Source organism: Pseudomonas sp. N40(2020) (assembly GCF_014472415.1).
Taxonomy (GTDB): Bacteria; Pseudomonadota; Gammaproteobacteria; order Pseudomonadales; family Pseudomonadaceae; genus Aquipseudomonas.
In genome coordinates this window covers 1-23,084 of sequence record NZ_JACSZV010000017.1, presented here as the reverse complement: position 1 = coordinate 23,084, position 23,084 = coordinate 1, and the positions used below count along the sequence as shown (strand labels likewise).

The 23,084-nt window shown below is 60.3% G+C and carries 19 protein-coding genes; 18 read left to right on the top strand and 1 reads right to left on the bottom strand.

Features of this window, described 5'->3' with window-relative positions; all coding sequences use genetic code 11:
- Nucleotides 1-67: 67 nt before the first annotated feature.
- Together IAI51_RS13025 and IAI51_RS13020 are read left to right on the top strand one after the other, a co-directional pair.
- Nucleotides 68-322 (top strand): hypothetical protein, encoded by a 255-nt coding sequence (locus IAI51_RS13025; protein WP_007952486.1) that lies wholly within the window; start codon nt 68-70, stop codon nt 320-322.
- Nucleotides 323-352: 30 nt separating this feature from the next.
- A complete protein-coding gene (locus IAI51_RS13020; RefSeq protein ID WP_099757755.1) occupies nt 353-922 on the top strand; it encodes a lipocalin family protein in 570 nt (189 codons plus the stop codon).
- Nucleotides 923-1,044: 122 nt separating this feature from the next.
- Here the strand turns inward: IAI51_RS13020 and IAI51_RS13015 are convergent, their stop codons facing one another.
- Nucleotides 1,045-2,409, bottom strand: a complete 1,365-nt coding sequence (locus IAI51_RS13015) for a formimidoylglutamate deiminase (RefSeq protein ID WP_187678857.1) — start codon at nt 2,407-2,409, stop codon at nt 1,045-1,047.
- A 145-nt stretch (nt 2,410-2,554) separates the two neighbouring features.
- Here IAI51_RS13015 and hutC point away from each other — a divergent pair, with 145 nt between their 5' ends.
- The 16 genes from hutC (at nt 2,555) to IAI51_RS12935 (ending at nt 23,005) form a co-directional block, all read left to right on the top strand.
- Nucleotides 2,555-3,265 (top strand): histidine utilization repressor, encoded by a 711-nt coding sequence (hutC, locus tag IAI51_RS13010; protein ID WP_162130175.1) that lies wholly within the window; start codon nt 2,555-2,557, stop codon nt 3,263-3,265.
- Nucleotides 3,266-3,274: 9 nt separating this feature from the next.
- Complete coding sequence (locus IAI51_RS13005; protein WP_187678856.1) at nt 3,275-3,844, top strand: HutD family protein; 570 nt, start codon at nt 3,275-3,277, stop codon at nt 3,842-3,844.
- A 453-nt stretch (nt 3,845-4,297) separates the two neighbouring features.
- Nucleotides 4,298-5,983 (top strand): urocanate hydratase, encoded by a 1,686-nt coding sequence (gene hutU / locus IAI51_RS13000; RefSeq protein ID WP_187678921.1) that lies wholly within the window; start codon nt 4,298-4,300, stop codon nt 5,981-5,983.
- Between the two features lie 131 nt (nt 5,984-6,114).
- Complete coding sequence (locus tag IAI51_RS12995; RefSeq protein ID WP_187678855.1) at nt 6,115-7,587, top strand: purine-cytosine permease family protein; 1,473 nt, start codon at nt 6,115-6,117, stop codon at nt 7,585-7,587.
- Nucleotides 7,588-7,656: 69 nt separating this feature from the next.
- A complete protein-coding gene (locus IAI51_RS12990) occupies nt 7,657-8,625 on the top strand; it encodes an ABC transporter substrate-binding protein (RefSeq protein ID WP_187678854.1) in 969 nt (322 codons plus the stop codon).
- A gap of 70 nt (nt 8,626-8,695) precedes the next feature.
- Nucleotides 8,696-9,547, top strand: a complete 852-nt coding sequence (locus IAI51_RS12985) for an ABC transporter permease (RefSeq protein WP_042557230.1) — start codon at nt 8,696-8,698, stop codon at nt 9,545-9,547.
- On the top strand, nt 9,544-10,374 hold the full coding sequence (locus IAI51_RS12980; RefSeq protein WP_187678853.1) for a glycine betaine/L-proline ABC transporter ATP-binding protein: 831 nt from the start codon (nt 9,544-9,546) through the stop codon (nt 10,372-10,374). The genes IAI51_RS12985 and IAI51_RS12980 overlap by 4 nt, the downstream gene beginning before the upstream one ends.
- Nucleotides 10,375-10,507: 133 nt before the next feature.
- Entirely contained in the window at nt 10,508-12,031 is a 1,524-nt protein-coding gene (gene hutH / locus IAI51_RS12975) for a histidine ammonia-lyase (protein ID WP_187678852.1), read from the top strand.
- Nucleotides 12,032-12,148: 117 nt separating this feature from the next.
- A complete protein-coding gene (gene hutH / locus IAI51_RS12970) occupies nt 12,149-13,681 on the top strand; it encodes a histidine ammonia-lyase (RefSeq protein WP_187678851.1) in 1,533 nt (510 codons plus the stop codon).
- A gap of 102 nt (nt 13,682-13,783) precedes the next feature.
- Nucleotides 13,784-14,989 (top strand): imidazolonepropionase, encoded by a 1,206-nt coding sequence (hutI, locus tag IAI51_RS12965; protein ID WP_187678850.1) that lies wholly within the window; start codon nt 13,784-13,786, stop codon nt 14,987-14,989.
- A gap of 10 nt (nt 14,990-14,999) precedes the next feature.
- Complete coding sequence (gene hutG / locus IAI51_RS12960; protein WP_187678849.1) at nt 15,000-15,803, top strand: N-formylglutamate deformylase; 804 nt, start codon at nt 15,000-15,002, stop codon at nt 15,801-15,803.
- A gap of 110 nt (nt 15,804-15,913) precedes the next feature.
- Complete coding sequence (gene pip / locus IAI51_RS12955; RefSeq protein WP_187678848.1) at nt 15,914-16,885, top strand: prolyl aminopeptidase; 972 nt, start codon at nt 15,914-15,916, stop codon at nt 16,883-16,885.
- The gene (gene dtd / locus IAI51_RS12950) at nt 16,882-17,319 is read left to right on the top strand and encodes a D-aminoacyl-tRNA deacylase (RefSeq protein WP_187678847.1); all 438 of its coding nucleotides are present in this window, start codon (nt 16,882-16,884) and stop codon (nt 17,317-17,319) included. Before pip ends, dtd begins: the two co-directional genes overlap by 4 nt.
- Nucleotides 17,320-17,670: 351 nt before the next feature.
- Entirely contained in the window at nt 17,671-19,455 is a 1,785-nt protein-coding gene (locus IAI51_RS12945; protein WP_187678846.1) for a glucan biosynthesis protein G, read from the top strand.
- Nucleotides 19,448-22,018, top strand: coding sequence for a glucans biosynthesis glucosyltransferase MdoH (mdoH, locus tag IAI51_RS12940; RefSeq protein ID WP_187678845.1), 2,571 nt, complete (start codon nt 19,448-19,450; stop codon nt 22,016-22,018). The genes IAI51_RS12945 and mdoH overlap by 8 nt, the downstream gene beginning before the upstream one ends.
- A 189-nt stretch (nt 22,019-22,207) precedes the next feature.
- On the top strand, nt 22,208-23,005 hold the full coding sequence (locus IAI51_RS12935) for a transporter substrate-binding domain-containing protein (protein WP_187678844.1): 798 nt from the start codon (nt 22,208-22,210) through the stop codon (nt 23,003-23,005).
- The last annotated feature ends 79 nt before the right edge of the window (nt 23,006-23,084 follow it).

The following is a 23,084-nucleotide window of genomic DNA, read 5'->3' as shown; positions in this document are numbered from 1 at the left end:
TGAGGGTTTTCTCTTCTAAGCTTCTGGTTGGCACCATGCCATCCCCCCTCGTTCCAGGAGTTACACCATGTCGCTGCGATCTATCGCCCTTCTGTCGTTTTGCGTGCTGTTGGCCGCATGCAGCAAGGTCAATCAGGAAAACTACTCGAAGCTTTCGGCTGGCATGGCCAAGGCTGAAGTCGAGACACTGCTCGGCAAACCCACTGACTGCTCGGGTGCGCTCGGCATGTCCAGTTGCACTTGGGGCGACAAGAACAGCTTTATCAGCGTGCAATACGCCGGTGACAAAGTGCTGATGTTTTCCGGCCAAGGCCTGAAGTAAACCGGGGCTTCGCGCCCACGGAGAAGAAAAATGAAGCGGTTATTGCTAATCCTTTTTGCCGGCCTGGTACTGGCCGGCTGCGCCACTTCCGGCGTAGATCCGTTGGCGCCGAAAACCGTCAACAGCGTCAATCTCAAGCGTTACCAGGGCACCTGGTATGAGCTGGCGCGCTTGCCGATGTACTTCCAGCGCAATTGCGCGCAATCCGAAGCCCATTACACCCTCAAGCCTGACGGTAATGTCGCGGTGCTCAATCGCTGCCTGACTCCGGACTGGCAATGGGAAGAAGCCAAGGGCACGGCTTATCCACAGGTGCCGGGCAAGACCGACAAGCTGTGGGTCGAGTTCGATACCTGGTTCTCACGCCTGATTCCGGGTGTGGCGAAGGGCGAATACTGGGTGTTGTACGTCAGCGATGACTACAAGACCGCCATCGTCGGCGACCCGAGTCGCAAGTACATGTGGTTGCTGTCGCGCACGCCGACCGTCAACGGTGTGGTGCGCGAAGAGCTGCTGAGCAAGGCGCGTCAGCAGGGTTATGACACCACGCGATTGATCTGGCGGGCGACGGACCGGCAGATGGCCAAGACTTCGAATTAAGCATCGCCACAAAATCGAAATGTGGGAGCGAGCCTGCTCGCGAAGAGGGCGTGTCAGTTAACGAAAATGTTGACTGATACACCGCTTTCGCGAGCAGGCTCGCTCCCACATTTGGTTTTGGGTCAGCCCAGAAGTTCGCGCAGGACTTGGGTGAACGCCCGAGCGCTTTCTTCTTCTGCCGCATGCCGCCCATCGCGCACCACCCACTGGCCATTGACCAGCACATCACGCACCTGACGATCGCCGCCGGCAAACAGCCAGCGATTCAAAATCCCGTCGCCAGTGGCTGTCGCCAGATACGGATCGTTGCCATCGAGCACAATCCAGTCCGCGCGTTTGCCGACTTCCAGCGCACCAATCGGCTGCCCCAGCGCCTGAGCGCCGCCATCCAGCGCCGCGTCGTACAGCGTGCGCCCGACCATTGGCTGATCTGCGTCATACAAACGGTTACGCCGCTGATCACGCAGACGCTGGCCGTATTCCAGCCAACGCAATTCTTCCACCACGCTGAGCGACACATGGCTGTCGGAACCGATACCCATGCGCCCGCCCTGAGCGAGGAAATCCACCGCCGGGAAAATCCCGTCGCCGAGATTCGCCTCGGTGGTCAGGCACAGGCCGGCGATGGCGCGACTCTTGGCCATGAGCGTGACTTCTTCCGGGTTGGCGTGGGTGGCGTGAACCAGGCACCAGCGCTGATCGACCTCAGTGTTTTCGTACAGCCATTGCAGCGGACGACGACCGCTCCAGCTCAGGCAGTCGTCGACTTCCTTCTGCTGTTCGGCGATGTGAATGTGCACCGGGCACTGCTTGTCGCTGGCCGCCAGCACTTCGCTGATCTGCTGCGGGGTGACCGCGCGCAACGAGTGGAAGCACAGGCCCAGGGATTGCGCCTTCTGTTGCGCCAGCAGCGGCTGTAAGCGTGACTGCAGATTCAGGTAGTTTTCGGTGCTGTTGATGAAGCGGCGCTGGCCGTCATTCGGGATCTGCCCACCGAAACCTGCGTGGCTGTAGAGCACCGGCAGCAGGGTCAGACCGATACCACTTTCACTGGCGGCCTGACTGATGCGTAACGCCAACTCGGCCGGATCGGCGTAAGGCTGGCCGTTGCTGTCATGATGCACGTAGTGAAATTCGGCCACCGAGGTGTAACCGGCCTTGAGCATTTCGATGTACAGCTGTCGGGCGATGACGCCGAGTTGATCGGGGCTGATTTTTCCGACGAGCCGATACATCAAGTCGCGCCACGTCCAGAAACTGTCGTTGGGATTACCGGCCACTTCGGCCAAACCGGCCATTGCTCGCTGGAACGCGTGGGAGTGCAGATTGGGCATCCCCGGCAGCAGCGGACCGCTTAACCGTTCGGCGCCATCTGCGGTGGAATCGGCCTGGATTTGGGTCAACACGCCATCGGCGCTGACCTCAAGACGTACATTGTTGGCCCATCCGTTAGGCAGCAGCGCGCGCTCGGCAAAGAAAGCGGACATGGTTCAGCACCCCATCGTGTGTTATTTGTATATACATATACAGACGTTTGCCTGCCCGGTAAACTCCGGCAAGCTAGCAACCTCTACCGACGAACAAGGATTCACCGTGCCGACTCCGCCTCCAGTTTCCCCGTTGGCCGCGAACATGGGCGACAGTCCGGCGCCCTTGTACGCCCGCGTCAAACAGATGATCACCCAGCAGATCGACAGCGGTAACTGGCCGCCGCACTACCGCGTACCGTCGGAAAGCGAACTGGTCAATCAGCTCGGTTTCAGCCGCATGACCATCAACCGCGCGCTGCGCGAGATGACCGCCGACGGCCTGTTGGTGCGTATGCAAGGCGTCGGGACTTTTGTCGCCGAACCGAAGAGCCAGTCCGCGCTGTTCGAAGTACACAACATCGCCGACGAGATCGCCTCGCGCGGTCATCGCCACACCTGCCAGGTCATCACCCTCGAAGAAGAGGCCGCCGGCTCCGAACGTGCGTTGGCACTGGACATGCGCGAAGGGCAGAAGGTCTTTCACTCGCTGATCGTGCATTACGAAAACGACATTCCGGTGCAAATCGAAGACCGTTTCGTCAATGCGCTGGTCGCCCCGGAATACCTCAAGCAGGACTTCACCCTGCAAACGCCTTACGCCTATCTCAATCAAGTCGCGCCACTGACCGAGGGCGAGCACGTAGTCGAAGCGATCCTCGCCGAGTCATCCGAGTGCAAGTTGCTGCAAATCGAAAAAGGCGAGCCATGCCTGCTGATTCGCCGTCGCACATGGTCGGGCCGTCAGCCGGTGACCGCCGCGCGATTGATTCACCCGGGTTCCCGTCATCGTCTGGAAGGCCGGTTCCATAAATAGAGAGCATAAATGAATGGTTTGAAGGTTTTACGCGCCGAAGGCTACCCGCGCATGCCGTGGAAAAACGGCGGCGGCAGCACTGAAGAAATCACCCGCGACTCGGGGGCTGGTCTTGATGGTTTTGGCTGGCGTCTGTCGATTGCCGATATCGCCGAGTCCGGCGGCTTTTCGACCTTCGCCGGTTACCAGCGGGTGATCACTGTGCTGCAAGGTGACGGTATGACTTTGTGCGTCGACGGTGACGACACTCGGCCACTGTTACCCCTCGACCCGTTCGCCTTCAGCGGTGAGAGCCAGGTTTCCTGCACGCTGCTCGGCGGCGCAATCCGTGACTTCAACCTGATCTACGCGCCGCAGCGCTACAGCGCGCGCTTGCAGTGGCTGGACGGTGAGCAGCGGTTTTTCAGCTCGGCGGGGACCGTGCTGGTGTTCAGTGTCAGTGAGTTGCTGCAGGTGCGGGTCGGTGACAGCGTTGCGCAACTTGGCCGACACGATTGCCTGCAACTGGACGGTAACACCGGGCTGGTTGAAGTCGCCGTCGATGCGGTCTGCTGCGTAATCGAACTCACTGCGCGCTAATCCAGAAACAATCAAAAAATCGCAGCCTTCGGCAGCTCCTACAGTGGGATTGATGACCACCCTGTAGGAGTTGCCGAAGGCTGCGATCTTTTTGCTTTTGGGGTGTTCCCAACCCACGCACCAACTTGTTACCGAACGCCCCAGCGTGGCGCAAAACCACGCTCTCGTAACAACTCCCCAACTTCCAAAACCACCCCCGCGAAAAATTTCACCCACGCCAGAACCCTTGATTCAGGCGCCCTCCAGTCGTATCCGCAATTTTTATTGAGCACTCCACCAGCAAGTTGGCCGCTTGATTGCATATGCTTGTATGTACAAGTAAAGACGTATGCGTATAAGTCCGCAGCGTCCACTGATTCGCTTGTCGCGCATTGAAGCGCACAGGCTGCTTGCCCACTGCCAGGGTTGGTTTGAATTGATCGCTGAGGAGTCTTTTTCGTGACTGACAACAAGATGACCACTGCTACTACCTTTACGAAGCACCGTGACGTCGAAATCCGTGCATCGCGCGGCAACAAGCTGACCGCCAAGAGCTGGCTGACCGAAGCGCCGCTGCGCATGCTGATGAACAACCTCGACCCGGAAGTCGCCGAGAACCCGAAAGAGCTGGTGGTCTACGGCGGTATCGGTCGCGCCGCGCGGAACTGGGAGTGCTACGACAAGATCGTCGAGAGCCTGACCAACCTGAACGACGACGAGACCCTGCTGGTGCAATCCGGCAAGCCGGTCGGCGTGTTCAAGACTCACAGCAACGCCCCGCGTGTACTGATCGCCAACTCCAACCTGGTTCCACACTGGGCGAGTTGGGAGCACTTCAACGAACTCGACGCCAAAGGCCTGGCCATGTACGGCCAGATGACCGCAGGCAGCTGGATCTACATCGGCAGCCAGGGCATCGTTCAAGGCACCTACGAAACCTTCGTTGAGGCGGGTCGTCAGCACTACAACGACAACCTCACCGGCAAGTGGGTCCTGACTGCAGGTCTGGGCGGCATGGGCGGTGCTCAGCCTCTGGCCGCAACCCTGGCCGGCGCCTGCTCGCTGAACATCGAATGCCAGCAGGTCAGCATCGATTTCCGCCTGAAAAGCCGTTACGTCGACGAGCAAGCCACCGATCTCGACGACGCGCTGGCGCGCATCGCCAAGTACACCAAAGAAGGCAAAGTGATTTCCATCGCCCTGCTGGGCAACGCTGCAGAAATCCTGCCGGAACTGGTCAAGCGCGGCGTGCGCCCGGACATGGTCACCGACCAGACCAGCGCCCATGACCCACTCAACGGTTACCTGCCGGCCGGCTGGACCTGGGACGAATACCGCGCCCGCGCCAAGACCGAACCGGCCGCTGTGATCAAAGCCGCCAAGCAGTCGATGGCCGTGCACGTCAAAGCGATGCTGGAATTCCAGAAGCAAGGCATCCCGACCTTCGACTACGGCAACAACATCCGTCAGATGGCCCAGGAAGAAGGCGTCGAGAACGCATTCGACTTCCCGGGTTTCGTACCGGCTTACATCCGTCCGCTGTTCTGCCGTGGCATCGGCCCGTTCCGTTGGGCGGCGCTGTCGGGTGATCCGCAAGACATCTACAAAACCGATGCCAAGGTCAAAGAGCTGGTCCCGGACGACGCCCACCTGCACAACTGGCTGGACATGGCCCGCGAGCGCATCAGCTTCCAGGGTCTGCCGGCACGTATCTGCTGGGTTGGCCTGGGCCTGCGCGCCAAGCTCGGTCTGGCATTCAACGAAATGGTCCGCAGCGGTGAGTTGTCGGCGCCGATCGTGATCGGTCGCGACCACCTCGACTCTGGCTCGGTCGCCAGCCCGAACCGTGAAACCGAATCGATGCAGGACGGTTCCGACGCCGTGTCCGACTGGCCACTGCTCAACGCTCTGCTCAACACCGCGAGCGGCGCGACCTGGGTTTCCCTGCACCACGGCGGCGGCGTCGGCATGGGCTTCTCCCAGCACTCGGGCATGGTGATCGTCTGCGACGGTACTGACGAAGCGGCCGAGCGTATTGCGCGCGTGCTGCACAACGACCCGGCCACCGGCGTCATGCGTCACGCCGATGCCGGTTACCAAATCGCCATCGACTGCGCCAAGGAACAGGGCCTGAACCTGCCGATGATTACCGGTAAATAAACGCAAAAACCTGTAGAAGCTGCCGAAGGCTGCGATCTTTTGATCTTCAAAAAGATCGCAGCCTCGTTTCACTCGACAGCTCCTACAGGGGTACGAACCAACCCAGAATAACAATCCACAGAGGTTGAACCATGGCTGTCAGTCCCGATCGTGCAGGCAACAAACCGTTGATCGAAAGGCGTTCGATTGACTACATCCCGGAAGCGGAAAGACACGGTCGTCTGTTCAGCCAATTCACCCTTTGGATGGGTGCCAACCTGCAAATCACTGCGATTGTCACCGGGGCGTTGGCCGTGGTGCTGGGCGGTGATGTGTTCTGGTCGTTGATCGGTCTGTTGATCGGTCAACTGCTGGGCGGCGGCGTCATGGCGTTGCATGCGGCGCAAGGGCCGAAGCTTGGCCTGCCGCAGATGATCTCCAGCCGCGTGCAGTTCGGGGTTTATGGCGCAGCCATCCCGATCGTGCTGGTGTGCCTGATGTACCTGGGCTTCACCGCAACGGGCACGGTGCTTTCCGGCCAGGCGCTGGGCCAGTTGTTTGGCGTCAGCGACAGCATCGGCATTCTGATTTTCGCCAGCGTAATCGTGTTGGTGACGGTGATGGGTTATCGGGTCATCCACTGGATTGGCCGCGTCGCCAGCGTCATTGGCGTGATTGCGTTCGTTTTTCTGTTCTGGCGCCTGATGAGCCAGACCGACGTCGGCGCACTCCTGCAAATCCGCCACTTCAGCTGGAGCAGTTTCCTGCTGGCGGTGTCGCTCGCGGCGTCCTGGCAGATCGCTTTCGGCCCTTATGTGGCTGACTATTCGCGCTACCTGCCGAGCAAGACGTCAGCGGTGAAAACCTTTTTCGCCGCCGGCGCCGGTTCGGTGATTGGCGCCCAAGTGGCGATGATCCTTGGTGTGTTTGCTGCCGCTTCGGCCAACGGCCAGTTCGCCGGCCATGAAGTGGCTTACATCGTCGGTCTGGGCGGAACCGGTGCCACCGCTGCGCTGCTGTACTTCAGCATTGCGTTCGGCAAGGTGACCATCTCGACGCTGAACTCCTACGGCAGCTTCATGTGCATCGCCACCATCATCAGCGGTTTCAAAGGTCATCTGCAGGTCTCGCGCATGCAGCGTCTGGTGTTCGTGCTGTTCATCGTCGGGGCGGCGACCCTGATCGCGTTGCTCGGTCAGCACTCGTTCCTCGGTGCGTTCAAGTCTTTCATCTTGTTCCTGCTCGCGTTCTTCACGCCGTGGAGCGCGATCAACCTGGTGGACTACTACTGCATCACTCGCGAGCGCTATGACGTGCCGGCGCTGGCCGATCCGAACGGTCGCTATGGCCGCTGGAACCTACTCGGTATCAGCGTTTATGTCTTCGGGGTACTGGTGCAATTGCCGTTCATCTCCACCAAGTTCTATACCGGTCCGCTGGTGGCCGCTCTCGGTGATGTGGATATCTCCTGGATCATCGGTCTGGTGCTGCCTGCCGCCGTGTATTACGTGTGCGCAAAAAAATGGCACAGCCCAGTACCCGATCAACTGATTCTGCCGGTCGAGCAGGACAGCGTTGTACAACCTAAAACAAGTGGGGCCGTTCGCGCTGCGGCGCAGGCCTGATTGGACGTGGACAGGGCTGGATGCCTCTTGACTGCCGTAAGCCAATTCATGATTAGGAGCGTCGCAACAATGAAATCGAACAAGACCCTGCTGACTACATTGCTGTCCATGGGCCTGTTGGCCAGCGCTGGCGCAACTCAAGCCGCCGGCTGGTGCGAATCGGGCAAACCGGTGAAATTCGCCGGTCTGAACTGGGAAAGCGGCATGCTGCTGACCGACGTGCTGCAAGTGGTGCTGGAAAAAGGTTATGACTGCAAGACCGACAGCCTGCCGGGCAACTCCATCACCATGGAAAACGCCCTGAGCAGCAACGACATTCAAGTGTTCGCCGAAGAGTGGGTCGGCCGCAGCGAGGTCTGGAACAAGGCCGAGAAGGCCGGCAAAGTCGTCGGCGTTGGCGCCCCTGTAGTGGGCGCTATCGAAGGCTGGTACGTGCCGCGTTACGTGATCGAAGGCGACGCCAAACGCAAACTTGAGCCGAAAGCCCCTGACCTGAAAAACATCGCTGATCTGGCCAAGTACTCTGCTGTGTTCAAGGACGCCGAAGAGCCCTCCAAAGGCCGTTTCTACAACTGCCCGGCCGGCTGGACTTGTGAGCTGGACAACAGCGAAATGCTGAAAAGCTATGGTCTGGAAAGCAGCTACACCAACTTCCGTCCGGGCACCGGCCCGGCGCTGGATGCGGCGGTGCTGTCGAGCTACAAGCGTGGCGAGCCGATCCTGTTCTACTACTGGTCGCCAACCCCGCTGATGGGCCAGGTCGATCTGGTCAAACTGGAAGAAAAGCCGGGCGTCGACAAGCGCGTGACGATCAAGGTCGGCCTGTCCAAGACCTTCCACGAGCAAGCCCCGGAGCTGGTGGCCGTGCTGGAGAAGGTCAACCTGCCAATTGACCTGCTCAACCAGAACCTCGGCCGCATGGCGAAGGAACGTATCGAGTCGCCAAAACTGGCGAAAATCTTCCTCAAGGAACATCCTGAAGTCTGGCACGCATGGGTGAGCGAAGACGCAGCCAAAAAGATCGACGCGGCCTTGTAGGTCCAGCTTCTCCGGCTGCCGGCCACGGCAGTCGGATGCTTGATCGCAACCCCTTGATTGAGAGTCTCTTATGTTTCCCGAAAGCTTTACCTTTTCCATCGCCGACTGGGTCAACGGTTGGGTCGATTCCCTGGTCACCAACTATGGTGATGTGTTCCGCCAGATCTCGGACACCCTGCTGTGGGCCATCGTCAATCTTGAAGGCCTGCTGCGTGCAGCGCCGTGGTGGTTGATGCTGGCAATCGTCGGTGTCGTCGCCTGGCACGCAACGCGCAAAGTGGTGACCACGGCGGTGATCGTCGGTCTGCTGTTCCTCGTTGGCGCTGTCGGCCTGTGGGACAAACTCATGCAAACCCTGGCGCTGATGATGGTCGCGACGATCATTTCGGTGCTGATCGGCATACCGCTGGGGATTCTCTCGGCGCGCAGCAATCGCCTGCGTTCGGTGCTGATGCCGCTGCTCGACATCATGCAAACCATGCCGAGTTTCGTGTACCTGATCCCGGTGCTGATGCTGTTCGGTCTGGGCAAGGTGCCGGCGATTTTCGCGACCGTGATCTACGCCGCGCCACCGCTGATTCGCCTGACCGATCTGGGCATTCGCCAGGTCGACGGCGAAGTCATGGAAGCGATCAATGCGTTCGGCGCCAACCGCTGGCAGCAACTGTTCGGTGTGCAACTGCCGCTGGCCCTGCCGAGCATCATGGCCGGGATCAACCAGACCACCATGATGGCCCTGTCGATGGTGGTGATCGCCTCGATGATCGGCGCCCGTGGCTTGGGTGAAGATGTGTTGGTGGGGATTCAGACCCTCAACGTCGGACGGGGTCTTGAGGCCGGTCTGGCGATCGTGATTCTCGCAGTGGTCATCGACCGCATTACTCAGGCGTATGGTCGGCCACGGCATGAGGTGAGCAAATGAGCAACGCAACCGTGAGCAAGATCGAAGTCAAAAACGTCTTCAAGATTTTCGGCAACCGCGCCAAGGACGCCCTGGCCATGGTTGGTCAGGGCAAGACCAAAGATCAGGTGCTGAACGAAACCGGTTGCGTGGTCGGGGTCAACGACCTGTCGCTGAGCATCGGCACCGGCGAGATCTTCGTGATCATGGGCCTGTCCGGCTCCGGCAAGTCAACGCTGGTGCGCCATTTCAATCGCCTGATCGACCCGACCAGCGGCGCGATCCTGGTGGACGGCGTGGACATCCTGCAATACGACATGGAAGCCCTGCGCGAATTTCGCCGGCACAAGATCAGCATGGTCTTCCAGAGCTTCGGCCTGCTGCCGCACAAGACCGTGCTCGACAACGTCGCCTACGGCCTGAAAGTGCGCGGCGAGAGCAAGCAACTGTGCGCCGAGCGGGCGCTGCACTGGATCAACACCGTGGGCCTCAAGGGCTACGAAAACAAATACCCGCATCAGCTTTCCGGCGGCATGCGTCAGCGTGTCGGCCTGGCCCGTGCCTTGGCGGCGGACACTGACATCATCCTGATGGACGAAGCGTTCAGCGCGCTGGATCCGCTGATCCGCGCCGAGATGCAGGACCAGTTGCTGGAACTGCAAAAGACCCTGCACAAGACCATCGTCTTCATCACCCACGACCTCGACGAGGCCGTGCGCATCGGCAACCGCATTGCGATCCTCAAGGACGGCAAGCTGATTCAGGTCGGTACGCCGCGCGAGATCCTGCATTCGCCGGCGGATGAGTATGTCGACCGGTTCGTGCAGCGGCGTGCGGCGGTGGTTTAAGTAAATTTGTGTTGGCTGAGCTGGCCTCTTCGCGAGCAGGCTCGCTCCCACAGGGGAGTGCATTCCAATGTGGGAGCGAGCCTGCTCGCGAAGGCGCCGGTGAAGCTGCATCAATATTTGGTTGAGGTTAGTGATGTCCCAGGCTGAAAAAATCGTGATCACCGGCGACCATCTGCGTTGGCAGGACGTGGTCGCCGTCGCGCGGCACGGCGCGCAACTTGAGCTGTCGGGCGAGGCCTGGGCGCGCATCGAAAACGCTCAGGCCATCGTCCAGCGCATTGTCGTCAGCGGCGAGCGCGCTTATGGCGTCAACACCGGTCTGGGCGGGTTGTCCAACGTCTCGCTGAAAGACGAACAACTCAGCCAGTTGTCGCGCAACACCTTGCTCAGCCACGCCTGCGGCGTCGGCCCGGTACTGCCTGACGAACAGACCCGCGCCATCCTCTGCGCAGCGATCCGCAACTTCAGCCAAGGCAAATCCGGCCTGCACCGCCGGGTCGTCGAAGCACTGCTGGCACTGCTCAACCGTGGCATCACCCCGCAGGTTCCGTCGCAAGGCTCGGTGGGCTACCTGACCCACATGGCGCACATCGGCATTGCGCTGCTGGGCGTGGGCAATGTCAGCTATCGCGGGCAGATTGTTTCTGCACAACAGGCCTTGGCCGAAGAGGGCCTGCAACCGGTGCAACTCGGCGCGAAAGACGGTTTGTGTCTGGTCAACGGTACGCCGTGCATGACTGGCCTCAGCTGTCTGGCCATCGCCGATGCCACGCGTCTGCTGCAATGGGCCGACGTCATCGGCGCCATGAGTTTCGAAGCTCAGCGTGGTCAGATCGATGCGTTCGATGCCGAGATCATTGCGCTCAAACCGCACCCGGGCATGCAGCAGGTTGGTGTCAATCTGCGCGCGTTGCTTGATGGCAGTGAAGTGATCGCGTCGAGCAAAGGCATTCGCACTCAAGATGCCTTGAGCATTCGTTCGATCCCGCAGGTGCATGGCGCCGCGCGCGATCAACTCGAGCACGCAATCAAACAGGTCGAAGCCGAACTCAACGGCTGCACCGACAACCCGTTGCTGTTGGGTACGCCGGACGATTTCCGCGTCATGTCGCAAGCCAATCCGCACGGCCAATCGGTAGCGATGGCCGCTGATCTGCTGGCGATCGCAGTGGCGGAAATCGGCTCGATTGCCGAGCGCCGTCTCGATCGTTTGGTCAACCCGCACGTCAGCGGTTTGCCGGCGTTTCTGGTGGCCAATCCGGGGGTGAACTCGGGGATGATGATCGTGCAATACGTCGCCGCGTCGCTGTGTGCGGAAAACCGCCAATTGGCGCAACCGGCGGTGCTCGACAACTACGTCACCTCCGGTTTGCAGGAAGACCATCTGAGCATGGGTACCAGCGCCGCGCTGAAGCTGCATCGCGCGCTGGAAAACTGTACGCAGATCCTCGCCATCGAATATCTGCTGGCGGCCCAGGCGTTTGAATTCTTGAAAGCGCAGCGCTTTGGCGCGGGCACCGATATCGCGTGGCGCCTGCTGCGTGAGAAAGTCCCGGCCTACGATCAGGACCGCTGGCTGGCGCCGGATATCGCCGCCGCTGCGAGCGTTTTGAAAGCCCCGAATTTGCTGCACAACGTATTACCGAATTTGCACTGATTTCTTAAACGCCAGCGTGCCAAGGCGCGGATCGCCCAAAAAGCGAAATGCGACGGATAACGGAATGCTCCGGAGCGACTGGCGAGCCAATAACAATCTCTCAAAAGGAGCATTTAAATGACTGCGCTAAACCTGATCCCCGGCCAACTGAGCCTGGCTCAACTGCGTGACGTTTTTCAAAACCCGGTCAAGCTGACCCTCGACAACAGCGCATCGCAGCAGATCGAAGCCAGTGTGGCCTGCGTCGAACAGATCCTCGCCGAGAACCGCACCGCCTACGGCATCAACACCGGGTTCGGCCTGCTGGCCTCGACTCGTATTGCCAGCGAAGACCTGGAAAACCTCCAGCGCTCGCTGGTGTTGTCCCACGCCGCCGGCGTCGGCGAGCCGATCAGCGATGCGCTGGTGCGTCTGATCATGGTGCTCAAGGTCAACAGCCTCAGCCGTGGTTTCTCCGGGATTCGTCGGCAGGTGATCGATGCGCTGATTGCGCTGATCAATGCCGAGGTCTATCCGCATATTCCGCTGAAAGGTTCGGTGGGTGCTTCCGGTGACCTCGCGCCACTGGCGCATATGTCGCTGGTGCTGCTGGGCGAGGGCAAGGCGCGTTACAAAGGCGAGTGGATGGAAGCGACTGAAGCGCTGAAAGTCGCCGGTCTGACACCACTGACGCTGGCGGCGAAAGAAGGTCTGGCGCTGCTCAACGGGACTCAGGTCTCGACTGCGTTCGCCTTGCGTGGCCTGTTTGAAGGTGAGGATCTGTTTGCCGGTGCGATCGCGTTGGGCGGTCTGACCGTTGAAGCGGTGCTCGGCTCGCGCTCGCCGTTTGACGCGCGTATCCACGCCGCCCGTGGCCAGAAAGGCCAGATCGACGCCGCCGCTGCTTACCGTGATCTGCTGGGTGAGCGTAGCGAAGTGTCCGACTCACACCAGAACTGCGAGAAGGTTCAAGACCCGTACTCGCTGCGTTGCCAGCCGCAAGTCATGGGCGCCTGCCTGACCCAATTCCGTCAAGCGGCTGAGGTGCTGGCGGTCGAAGCCAACGCCGTGTCGGATAACCCGTTGGTGTTCGCCGCTGAAGGCGATGTGATTTCCGGCGGTAACTTCCACGCCGAACCGGTGGCCATGGCCGCTGACAACATGGCCCTGGCCATCGCTGAAATCGGCTCGCTGAGCGAACGCCGCATCTCTCTGATGATGGACAAGCACATGTCGCAACTGCCGCCGTTCCTGGTGGCCAATGGCGGGGTCAACTCCGGTTTCATGATCGCCCAAGTGACGGCGGCGGCACTGGCCAGTGAAAACAAGGCGCTGTCCCATCCGCATTCGGTGGACAGCCTGCCGACCTCGGCCAACCAGGAAGACCATGTGTCCATGGCCCCGGCTGCCGGCAAACGCTTGTGGGAAATGGCGGAGAACACTCGCGGGATTCTCGCGGTGGAATGGCTCGCGGCGGTACAGGGGCTGGATCTGCGTAACGGCCTGAAGACTTCGGCGAAGTTGGAAAGGGCTCGGGCGATTCTGCGTAAGGAAGTGCCGTTCTATGAGAAGGACCGGTTTTTTGCGCCGGACATCAATGCGGCAACTGAGTTGTTGGCTTCGCGGTGTTTGACTGAGCTGGTTCCGGCGAAATTGCTGCCTAGCCTGTAAGGGCCTCTTCGCGAGCAGGCTCGCTCCCACAGTTGGAATGCGTATCCCTGTGGGAGCGAGCCTGCTCGCGAAATCGATTTTGAATAGTGTGGAGACTAAGGGATGAAAACCCTCTGGCAACACTGCCACGTCGCAACCATGGCGCAAGGTGTCTACTCGATCATCGAGGACGCGGCCATCGTGACGTCCGGTGCGCATATCGAGTGGATCGGCCCGCGTCATCAATTACCGTCGGGCGAATACCCGGCGGTCAACGATCTGCAAGGCGCGTGGGTCACTCCGGGCCTGATCGACTGCCACACCCACACCGTGTTCGGCGGCAACCGCAGCGGCGAATTCGAAAAGCGCCTGCAAGGTGTCAGCTACGCCGAGATCGCGGCGCAGGGCGGTGGCATTGCCAGTACCGTACGCGCCACTCGTGAAGCAACCGAAGACGAACTGTTCGCCAGCGCCGCCAAACGCTTGAAAAGCCTGATGCGCGACGGCGTGACCACGGTGGAAATGAAGTCCGGCTACGGTCTCGATCTAGCCAATGAACGCAAAATCCTCCGGGTCATCCGTCGCCTGGCAAAAGAGCTGCCGATCAGCGTGCGCAGCACCTGCCTGGCCGCCCACGCGTTGCCACCGGAATACAAGGATCGCGCCGACGACTACATCGATCACATCTGCGCCGAGATGTTGCCAGCGCTGGCCGCTGAAGGCTTGGTAGATGCCGTGGATGCCTTCTGCGAATACCTGGCGTTCTCGCCGGAGCAAGTCGAGCGCGTGTTCATCACCGCGCAAAAACTCGGTCTGCCGGTGAAACTGCACGCCGAGCAATTGTCGTCGCTGCACGGCTCCAGCCTGGCCGCGCGCTACCACGCGTTGTCCGCCGATCACCTGGAGTTCATGGACGAAGCCGACGCCATCGCCATGGCCGCATCCGACACCGTCGCGGTGCTGCTGCCGGGCGCGTTCTATTTCCTGCGTGAAACCCAGTTGCCGCCGATGGACGCCCTGCGCAAGCACAAGGTGAAGATCGCCATCGCCAGCGATCTCAACCCCGGTACCTCGCCGGCGCTGTCGTTGCGCCTGATGCTGAACATGGCTTGCACCTGCTTTCGTATGACCCCGGAAGAAGCCTTGGCCGGCGCGACGATTCATGCCGCGCATGCGTTGGGCATGGCCGACACTCACGGCTCACTGGAAGTCGGCAAGGTCGCGGATTTCGTCGCCTGGCACATCGATCGTCCGGCGGATCTGGCCTATTGGCTAGGTGGTGATCTGGACAAACGCGTCGTGCGTCACGGCGTTGAATCAAGTCTGTAGGAGAGCGGTTGTGGATAAGGTTCTGAACTTCAAACAAGGTCGCGTGCCGCTGCTGATCAGCATGCCCCATGCCGGTGTACGTCTGACCCCGGTGGTCGAGGCCGGCCTGATTGGCGATGCGAAAAGCCTGCCGGACACCGACTGGCATATTCCGCAGCTCTACGACTTTGCCGAAGAACTCGGCGCCAGCACGCTGGCGGCCGAGTACTCGCGTTTCGTCATCGACCTCAACCGGCCGTCCGACGACAAGCCGCTGTACGCCGGCGCCACCACCGGGCTGTACCCGGCGACGCTGTTCGACGGTATCCCGTTGTTCAAGGAAGGGCTGGAGCCGTCGAAAGAAGAACGCGCGACATATCTGGAGCAGATCTGGACGCCGTATCACCGCACCTTGCAAGAGGAGCTGGCACGGCTGAAGGCCGAGTTCGGTTACGCGTTGCTGTTTGACGCACACTCGATCCGCTCGATCATCCCGCACCTGTTCGACGGCAAATTGCCGGACTTCAACCTCGGCACCTTCAACGGCGCGAGTTGCGATCCGCAACTGGCCGCGCAACTGGAAGCGATCTGCGCGCGTCATGGCGATTACAGCCATGTGCTCAACGGTCGCTTCAAGGGCGGCCACATCACCCGCCATTACGGCAACCCGGCCGAGAACATCCACGCCGTGCAACTGGAACTGGGGCAGAGCACGTACATGGAAGAGTTCGAACCGTTCCGCTATCGCGCCGATCTGGCCGAGCCGACACGGGTGGTGCTCAAGGAGTTGCTGCAAGGCTTCATCGCCTGGGGCAAATCCCGCTACAGCGCATAAACCTCTTTCTGTGGGAGCATGCTCATTGACGTAAATCGGGTTTATGATGCCCAACGGCAGAATAATAGAAGTCCCCCCAGGGATGACCTCGACCCCTTACGGAGCGCGCAATGCAGACTTTGTTTCCGCAGATCAAACCACACGCCCGGCACGATCTGGCTGTCGATGACACGCATACGCTGTACGTCGACGAAAGCGGTTCGCCGGAAGGCTTGCCGGTCGTGTTCATCCACGGCGGCCCCGGTGCCGGGTGCGATGCACAGAGCCGCCGTTATTTCGATCCGAACCTGTACCGCATTGTCACCTTCGACCAGCGCGGCTGCGGACGCTCCACCCCGCACGCCAGCCTGGAAAACAACACCACCTGGGATCTGGTCGCCGACCTTGAGCGAATCCGCAAACACCTGGGCATCGACAAATGGGTGCTGTTCGGCGGCTCGTGGGGTTCGACCCTGGCACTGGCCTACGCGCAAACCCATCCGGAGCGCGTTCACGGTCTGATCCTGCGCGGGATCTTTCTCTGCCGTCCGCAGGAAATCGAGTGGTTCTACCAGGCCGGTGCCAGCCGTCTGTTCCCCGATTACTGGCAGGACTACATTGCGCCGATCCCAGTGGACGAGCGCGACGACCTGCTCAACGCTTTCCACAAGCGCCTGACCGGCAATGATCAGATCGCCCAGATGCACGCGGCCAAAGCCTGGTCGACCTGGGAAGGGCGCACCGCGACCCTGCGGCCGAACCCGCTGGTGGTCGATCGTTTCTCCGAACCGCAGCGCGCCTTGTCTATTGCGCGGATCGAATGCCACTACTTCACCAATAACGCCTTCCTTGAACCGAACCAACTGATTCGCGATATGGGCAAGATTGCTCACTTGCCTGGCGTGATCATCCACGGCCGTTACGACGTGATCTGCCCGCTCGATAACGCTTGGGAATTGCACCAGGCCTGGCCGAACAGTGAGCTGCAAGTGATCCGCGATGCCGGCCACGCTGCGTCCGAACCGGGTATCACCGACGCATTGGTGCGTGCCGCCGGTCAAATGGCCCGACGCCTGCTCGACCTGCCGCCCGAAGAAGCATGAAGGGGCTTTTACAACGCGTGCGTGGCGCGCGAGTCGAAGTGGCGGGAGAGGTGGTTGGCGCGGTAGATCACGGTTTGCTGGTGCTGGTGGCGGTCGAACCCGACGACACGCGTGCCAGCGCCGACAAACTTCTGCATAAGCTGCTTAACTATCGGGTATTCAGTGACGCCGAGGGCAAGATGAACTTGTCCCTCGCGGACGTTGGCGGCGGGCTGTTGCTGGTCTCTCAGTTCACCCTCGCGGCCGACACCAAAAGCGGGTTGCGGCCGAGCTTTTCGACCGCCGCCCCTCCGGCGCTGGGCGAGGAATTGTTCGACTATCTATTGAGCAAAGCGAAACAGGTGCATGGCACTGTGGCATCAGGTAGATTCGGCGCCGATATGCAGGTGCATTTGGTCAACGATGGCCCTGTTACCTTTTTGTTACAGACCTGAAAGCACCTGAAACACCTTTTTAGGAAATTTCGACTGTTTTTAGGGTGTTTTCGCGATAAATACTTTGTTACCCCTGATGCGTTGTCACGCGGGCTACTAGATAATCGCGCGCTATGGGGATCAGCGTTCGTTGGTCCATTTTTGACTTAGGTAGAGACTTGTCTGGATCCGATTGGGGAATCATTTTGCCCTAGCGGAGTCGGAACAATGCTCGCCAACTTGGCAAGGGTGCTCTGGTAGGTCGGCTTTTCAATGCCGATACCTTTAAAGACACTTCATCTGGCCGTTGGTTTTTTGATCTGTTTTCGGCGAGGGTTGCTCGTGATCGTTAGTCCCTGTAATGCAGCAAAAATGTCTGCCAAACGCATGCGAAGTGCCCTGGTAGCGGGTTCGGCGCTCCTGTGCCTGCTCAGCGCCGGTCAGCTTTGGGCGTTCAATCTTGACGATGTATCCGCCAAGGCTAAAGAGCTGGCCGGGCAGAAGTTCGAAGCCCCGCGCAGCAACCTGCCGAACGAGTTCCGCGACATGAAGTTCGCGGATTATCAGAAAATCCGTTTCCTCACCGAAAAGGCTGAGTGGGCTGATCAGAAGACGCCGTTCAAACTGTCCTTCTATCACCAGGGTATGCACTTCGATACACCGGTGAAAATCAACGAAATCACGGCGAACACCGTCGAAGAGATCAAATACGATCCGACGCGTTTCGATTTCGGCGATTTGAAATTCGATCCTAAAGCCACCGAACAACTGGGTTATGCCGGTTTCCGTGTGCTGTACCCGATCAACAAAGCCGACAAGCAAGACGAAATCATGACCATGCTCGGCGCGAGCTACTTCCGCGTCGTCGGCAAGGGTCACACCTACGGTCTGTCGGCCCGTGGTCTGGCGGTCGATACCGCGCTGCCGTCGGGTGAAGAATTCCCGCGTTTTCGCGAATTCTGGATTCAACAGCCGAAGCCGGGCGACAAGCACCTGGTGATCTTCGCTCTGCTGGATTCGCCGCGTGCCACCGGCGCCTACCGTTTGATCCTGCGTCCGGGCAGCGACACCATTGTCGACGTCAAGGCGCAGATGTTCCTGCGTGACAAGGTCGGCAAACTGGGCATCGCGCCACTGACCAGCATGTTCCTGTTCGGCGCCAACCAGCCGTCGAAAGTCCTCAACTATCGTCGTGAGCTGCACGACTCCAGCGGTCTGTCGATCCATGCCGGCAACGGCGAGTGGATCTGGCGCCCACTGAACAACCCGAAACACCTGGCCGTGAGCAACTTCAGCGTCGAAAACCTGCGTGGTTTCGGTCTGCTGCAACGTGGCCGTGACTTCAGCCACTACGAAGACCTCGACGACCGCTACGACAAGCGCCCAAGCGCGTGGATCGAACCGAAGGGCGACTGGGGCAAAGGCACCGTCGATCTGGTCGAAATTCCGACTGCCGACGAAACCAACGACAACATCGTTGCGTTCTGGAGCCCGGAAAAAATGCCGGAGCCAGGCCAGCCGCTGGACTTCGCTTACCGCATGCACTGGACCATGGACGAAGCGGCGATTCACGCGCCGGACAGCGCCTGGGTTGCGCAGACTCTGCGTTCCACCGGTGACGTCAAACAATCGAACCTGATCCGTCAGCCGGACGGCAGCGTTGCCTATCTGGTCGACTTCGAAGGCCCATCGCTGGCCGCTCTGGCCCCGGATGCCGACGTGCGCAGTCAGGTCAGCGTCGGCGACAACGCTGAACTGGTCGAGAACAGCGTGCGCTACAACCCGGAAACCAAGGGCTGGCGCTTGACCCTGCGGATGAAGATCAAGGACGCGAGCAAGTCGACCGAGATGCGAGCCGCCCTGGTGCAGCCAATCGTGACCGCTGATCTGGCCAAATCTTCGGTGCCGGCGTCCAACTCGTCCGTCGCCAAGGCCGACAAGGTTGCCGCCAAGCAGCAAGAGAAGCTCGACAAGGAAGCCAAGGCCGCCGAGGCCAAACAGGCCGACGCCAAGCCAGTTGCAGATGCCAAGGACAAGGCCAACAAAGACGCCAAGCAGCCAGTCGCTGCGGACGCGGCCCCAGCCACACCGGAATCGGCGCCGACTGAAGAAGTCCTGACCGAGACCTGGAGCTATCAGTTGCCTGCCGATGAGTAACTCTCAAGTACAGCCAGAGACTCTGTCCGAGTATCTGGCGCATCTGCCGATGACCGACCAGCAGCGCGCGGAACTCGCGGGTTGCCAGTCGTTCAGCGAGCTGCATCAACGCCTGTCGTCCTCGACGTTCGACGCCCCCACCGAAGCCGCCCAGGCTTCGGTGGGCAAGCGCCTGACCCTGAGCACCGCCGAAGAGCTTGAAGAGGCGGAAATGCTGGTGCTCGACGCCAGCGGTCGAGTCAGCCTCAAGGCCACACCGCCGATTCGTCGGACAAAAGTCGTTCCGGAGCCATGGCGCACCAATATTCTGGTGCGTGGCTGGCGTCGTATGACCGGCCGTACCAATCCACCGCAACCGCCGAAGGACGAGAACGTCCTGCCGGCCGCGCGCTGGCGCACTGTCGGTTCGATCCGCCGCTACATCCTGTTGGTGTTGATGCTCGGCCAGACCATCGTTGCCGGCTGGTACATGAAAGGCATCATGCCGTACCAGGGCTGGTCGTTCGTCGATCTGGACGAAGTCCTGCACCAGCCGCTGCTGCAAACCGCCACGCAAGTGCTGCCGTATGCGCTGCAAACCAGCATTCTGATTCTCTTCGGTATTCTGTTCTGCTGGGTGTCGGCCGGTTTCTGGACGGCACTGATGGGCTTCCTCGAGTTGCTCACCGGTCACGATAAATACCGCATTTCCGGCAAAAGCGCCGGCAACGAGCCGATTGCCAAAGACGCTCGTACCGCGCTGGTCATGCCGATCTGCAACGAAGACGTGCCACGGGTATTTGCCGGTCTGCGTGCGACGTTTGAGTCGGTCGCTGCTACCGGTGATCTGGATCGCTTCGACTTCTTCGTGCTCAGCGACAGTAACGACACCGACATCTGCGTGGCCGAGCAACAGGCCTGGCTGGACGTCTGTCGCGAAGCCAAGGGCTTCGGCAAGATCTTCTATCGCCGCCGTCGCCGTCGCGTTAAGCGCAAGAGCGGCAACCTCGACGACTTCTGCCGTCGCTGGGGCGGTGACTACAAGTACATGGTCGTACTCGACGCTGACTCCGTGATGAGCGGTGAGTGCCTGACCAGTCTGGTGCGCCTGATGGAAGCTACGCCGGACGCCGGGATCATCCAGACCGCGCCGCGTGCGTCGGGCATGGACACTCTGTATGCGCGCATGCAGCAGTTCGCCACTCGTGTTTATGGGCCGCTGTTTACCGCGGGTCTGCACTTCTGGCAGTTGGGCGAATCCCACTACTGGGGTCACAACGCGATCATCCGCATGAAGCCGTTCATCGACCACTGCGCCTTGGCGCCGTTGCCGGGCAAGGGCGCGTTTTCCGGTGCGATTCTGTCTCACGACTTCGTTGAAGCCGCGCTGATGCGTCGTGCCGGTTGGGGCGTGTGGATTGCCTACGACCTGCCAGGCAGCTACGAAGAACTGCCGCCGAACCTGCTCGACGAACTCAAGCGTGACCGTCGCTGGTGCCACGGCAACTTGATGAACTTCCGTCTGTTCCTGGTCAAAGGCATGCACCCGGTACACCGCGCGGTGTTCCTCACCGGCGTGATGTCGTACCTGTCGGCGCCGTTGTGGTTCTTCTTCCTGGTGTTGTCGACTGCGCTGCTGGCGGTGAACACGCTGATGGAGCCGCAGTACTTCCTTGAGCCGCGTCAGCTCTATCCGCTGTGGCCACAATGGCACCCGGACAAGGCGATCGCGCTGTTCTCGACGACCATCGTGCTGCTGTTCCTGCCGAAACTGTTGAGCATCATCTTGATCTGGGCCAAGGGCGCGAAAGAGTTCGGCGGCAAGTTCAAGGTAACGCTGTCGATGCTGCTGGAGATGCTGTTCTCCATGCTGCTGGCGCCGGTGCGGATGATTTTCCACACCCGTTTCGTACTGGCCGCGTTCCTCGGCTGGGCCGCGACCTGGAACTCGCCACAGCGTGACGACGACTCCACACCGTGGAGCGAGGCGGCCAAGCGCCACGGCCCGCAGACCCTGCTGGGCTTCTGCTGGGCGCTGTTGGTGATCTGGCTGAACCCGAGCTTCCTGTGGTGGCTGGTACCGATTGTCGGTTCGCTGATGCTGTCGATCCCGGTGTCGGTGATTTCCAGCCGTGTCGGTCTGGGCCTCAAATCCCGTGACGAGAGCCTGTTCCTCATCCCTGAGGAATACAATCCGCCACAGGCGCTGCTGGCGACGGATCAGTACACCCACGAGAACCGTTGGCATGCGCTGAATGACGGCTTTATCCGTGCAGTGGTCGATCCGCAGCAGAACGCTTTGGCGTGCTCGCTGGCGACTTCCCGTCACGGTCAGGCCGAGCCGATCGAATGGCTGCGTCAGGAGCGTGTTCGTCACGCGATCAAGGTTGGCCCTGCCGGGTTGAATAACCATGATCGTCTGCAACTGCTGAGCGACCCGGTTGCGCTGGCGCGCTTGCATGAGCAGGTCTGGGGCGAAGGTCACGCCGAGTGGCTGGACGCATGGCGGGCTTCGGTGAAAGCCGATCCGCATGCGCCGCTGCTGCCGCTGCGACCGGTGAGCATGCAAGCTCAACCGGCCTGATAAGAAGCCCCGCGAAAGCGGGGTTTTTTTTGCCCTGACGACAGAGGGCGCTGATCTGCAATCGATCAAAAAACCTTGTGCAAACGAACGAGTGCGTTAGCATCCGTCCCCGAATTGGCGCACCCGGGCATTTTTGCCCGTCTCTGTTGGTTTTCGCGCCGCAAACGCAATGGTTTTGGGGACTTGAAGATGAAGAAGTATCTGTCGATGCTGCTGGTCGGCGTCACGGCACTGGTTGCAGTCACTGCGGCGCAGGCTGGCGCAATTGATGAAGCGGTCAAACGCGGCACGTTGAAAGTCGGTATGGATCCGACCTACATGCCGTTCGAGATGACCAACAAGCGCGGCGAGATCATCGGCTTCGAAGTCGACATCCTCAAAGCCATGACCAAAGCCATGGGCGTCAAGCTGGAGCTGGTTTCGACCGGTTACGACGGGATTATCCCGGCGCTTATGACCGACAAGTTCGACATGATCGGCAGCGGCATGACCCTGACTCAGGAACGCAACCTGCGCCTGAACTTCAGCGAACCGTTCATCGTCGTCGGCCAGACCCTGCTGATCCGCAAGGAACTGGAAGGCACCATCAAGTCGTATAAAGACCTGAACACCGCCGACTACCGCATTACCTCAAAACTCGGCACCACCGGTGAAATGGTCGCCAAGAAGCTGATCTCCAAAGCCAAGTACCACGGCTACGACAACGAGCAGGAAGCCGTGCTCGACGTGGTCAACGGCAAGGCCGACGCCTTCATCTACGACGCGCCATACAACGTTGTCGCGGTAAACAAGGTCGGCGCCGGCAAACTGGTGTTCCTCGACAAGCCCTTCACCTACGAGCCACTGGCCTTCGGTCTGAAGAAGGGTGACTACGACAGCCTCAATTTCATCAACAACTTCCTGCACCAGATCCACGAAGACGGCACCTACGATCGCATCCATGACAAGTGGTTCAAGAGCACCGAGTGGCTCAAGGACATGGAATAACGCCGGTCTGCAAGACCGCGTTACCCCTTTCGCGAGCAGGCTCGCTCCCACATTGGAATGCATTTCAAATGTGGGAGCG

Bases quoted from the DNA above. Each gene is read 5' to 3' on its own strand.
- IAI51_RS12935 (WP_187678844.1), top strand. From the start codon at position 22,208: ATGAAGAAGTATCTGTCGATGCTGCTGGTCGGCGTCACGGCACTGGTT.
- IAI51_RS12980 (WP_187678853.1), top strand. From the start codon at position 9,544: ATGAGCAACGCAACCGTGAGCAAGATCGAAGTCAAAAACGTCTTCAAG.
- mdoH (WP_187678845.1), top strand. From the start codon at position 19,448: ATGAGTAACTCTCAAGTACAGCCAGAGACTCTGTCCGAGTATCTGGCG.
- IAI51_RS12945 (WP_187678846.1), top strand. From the start codon at position 17,671: ATGTCTGCCAAACGCATGCGAAGTGCCCTGGTAGCGGGTTCGGCGCTC.
- pip (WP_187678848.1), top strand. From the start codon at position 15,914: ATGCAGACTTTGTTTCCGCAGATCAAACCACACGCCCGGCACGATCTG.
- IAI51_RS13020 (WP_099757755.1), top strand. From the start codon at position 353: ATGAAGCGGTTATTGCTAATCCTTTTTGCCGGCCTGGTACTGGCCGGC.
- IAI51_RS13005 (WP_187678856.1), top strand. From the start codon at position 3,275: ATGAATGGTTTGAAGGTTTTACGCGCCGAAGGCTACCCGCGCATGCCG.
- hutC (WP_162130175.1), top strand. From the start codon at position 2,555: ATGGGCGACAGTCCGGCGCCCTTGTACGCCCGCGTCAAACAGATGATC.
- IAI51_RS13025 (WP_007952486.1), top strand. From the start codon at position 68: ATGTCGCTGCGATCTATCGCCCTTCTGTCGTTTTGCGTGCTGTTGGCC.
- hutI (WP_187678850.1), top strand. From the start codon at position 13,784: ATGAAAACCCTCTGGCAACACTGCCACGTCGCAACCATGGCGCAAGGT.
- IAI51_RS12990 (WP_187678854.1), top strand. From the start codon at position 7,657: ATGAAATCGAACAAGACCCTGCTGACTACATTGCTGTCCATGGGCCTG.
- IAI51_RS12995 (WP_187678855.1), top strand. From the start codon at position 6,115: ATGGCTGTCAGTCCCGATCGTGCAGGCAACAAACCGTTGATCGAAAGG.
- IAI51_RS13015 (WP_187678857.1), bottom strand. From the start codon at position 2,409: ATGTCCGCTTTCTTTGCCGAGCGCGCGCTGCTGCCTAACGGATGGGCC.
- IAI51_RS12985 (WP_042557230.1), top strand. From the start codon at position 8,696: ATGTTTCCCGAAAGCTTTACCTTTTCCATCGCCGACTGGGTCAACGGT.
- hutH (WP_187678851.1), top strand. From the start codon at position 12,149: ATGACTGCGCTAAACCTGATCCCCGGCCAACTGAGCCTGGCTCAACTG.
- hutH (WP_187678852.1), top strand. From the start codon at position 10,508: ATGTCCCAGGCTGAAAAAATCGTGATCACCGGCGACCATCTGCGTTGG.
- hutU (WP_187678921.1), top strand. From the start codon at position 4,298: ATGACCACTGCTACTACCTTTACGAAGCACCGTGACGTCGAAATCCGT.
- dtd (WP_187678847.1), top strand. From the start codon at position 16,882: ATGAAGGGGCTTTTACAACGCGTGCGTGGCGCGCGAGTCGAAGTGGCG.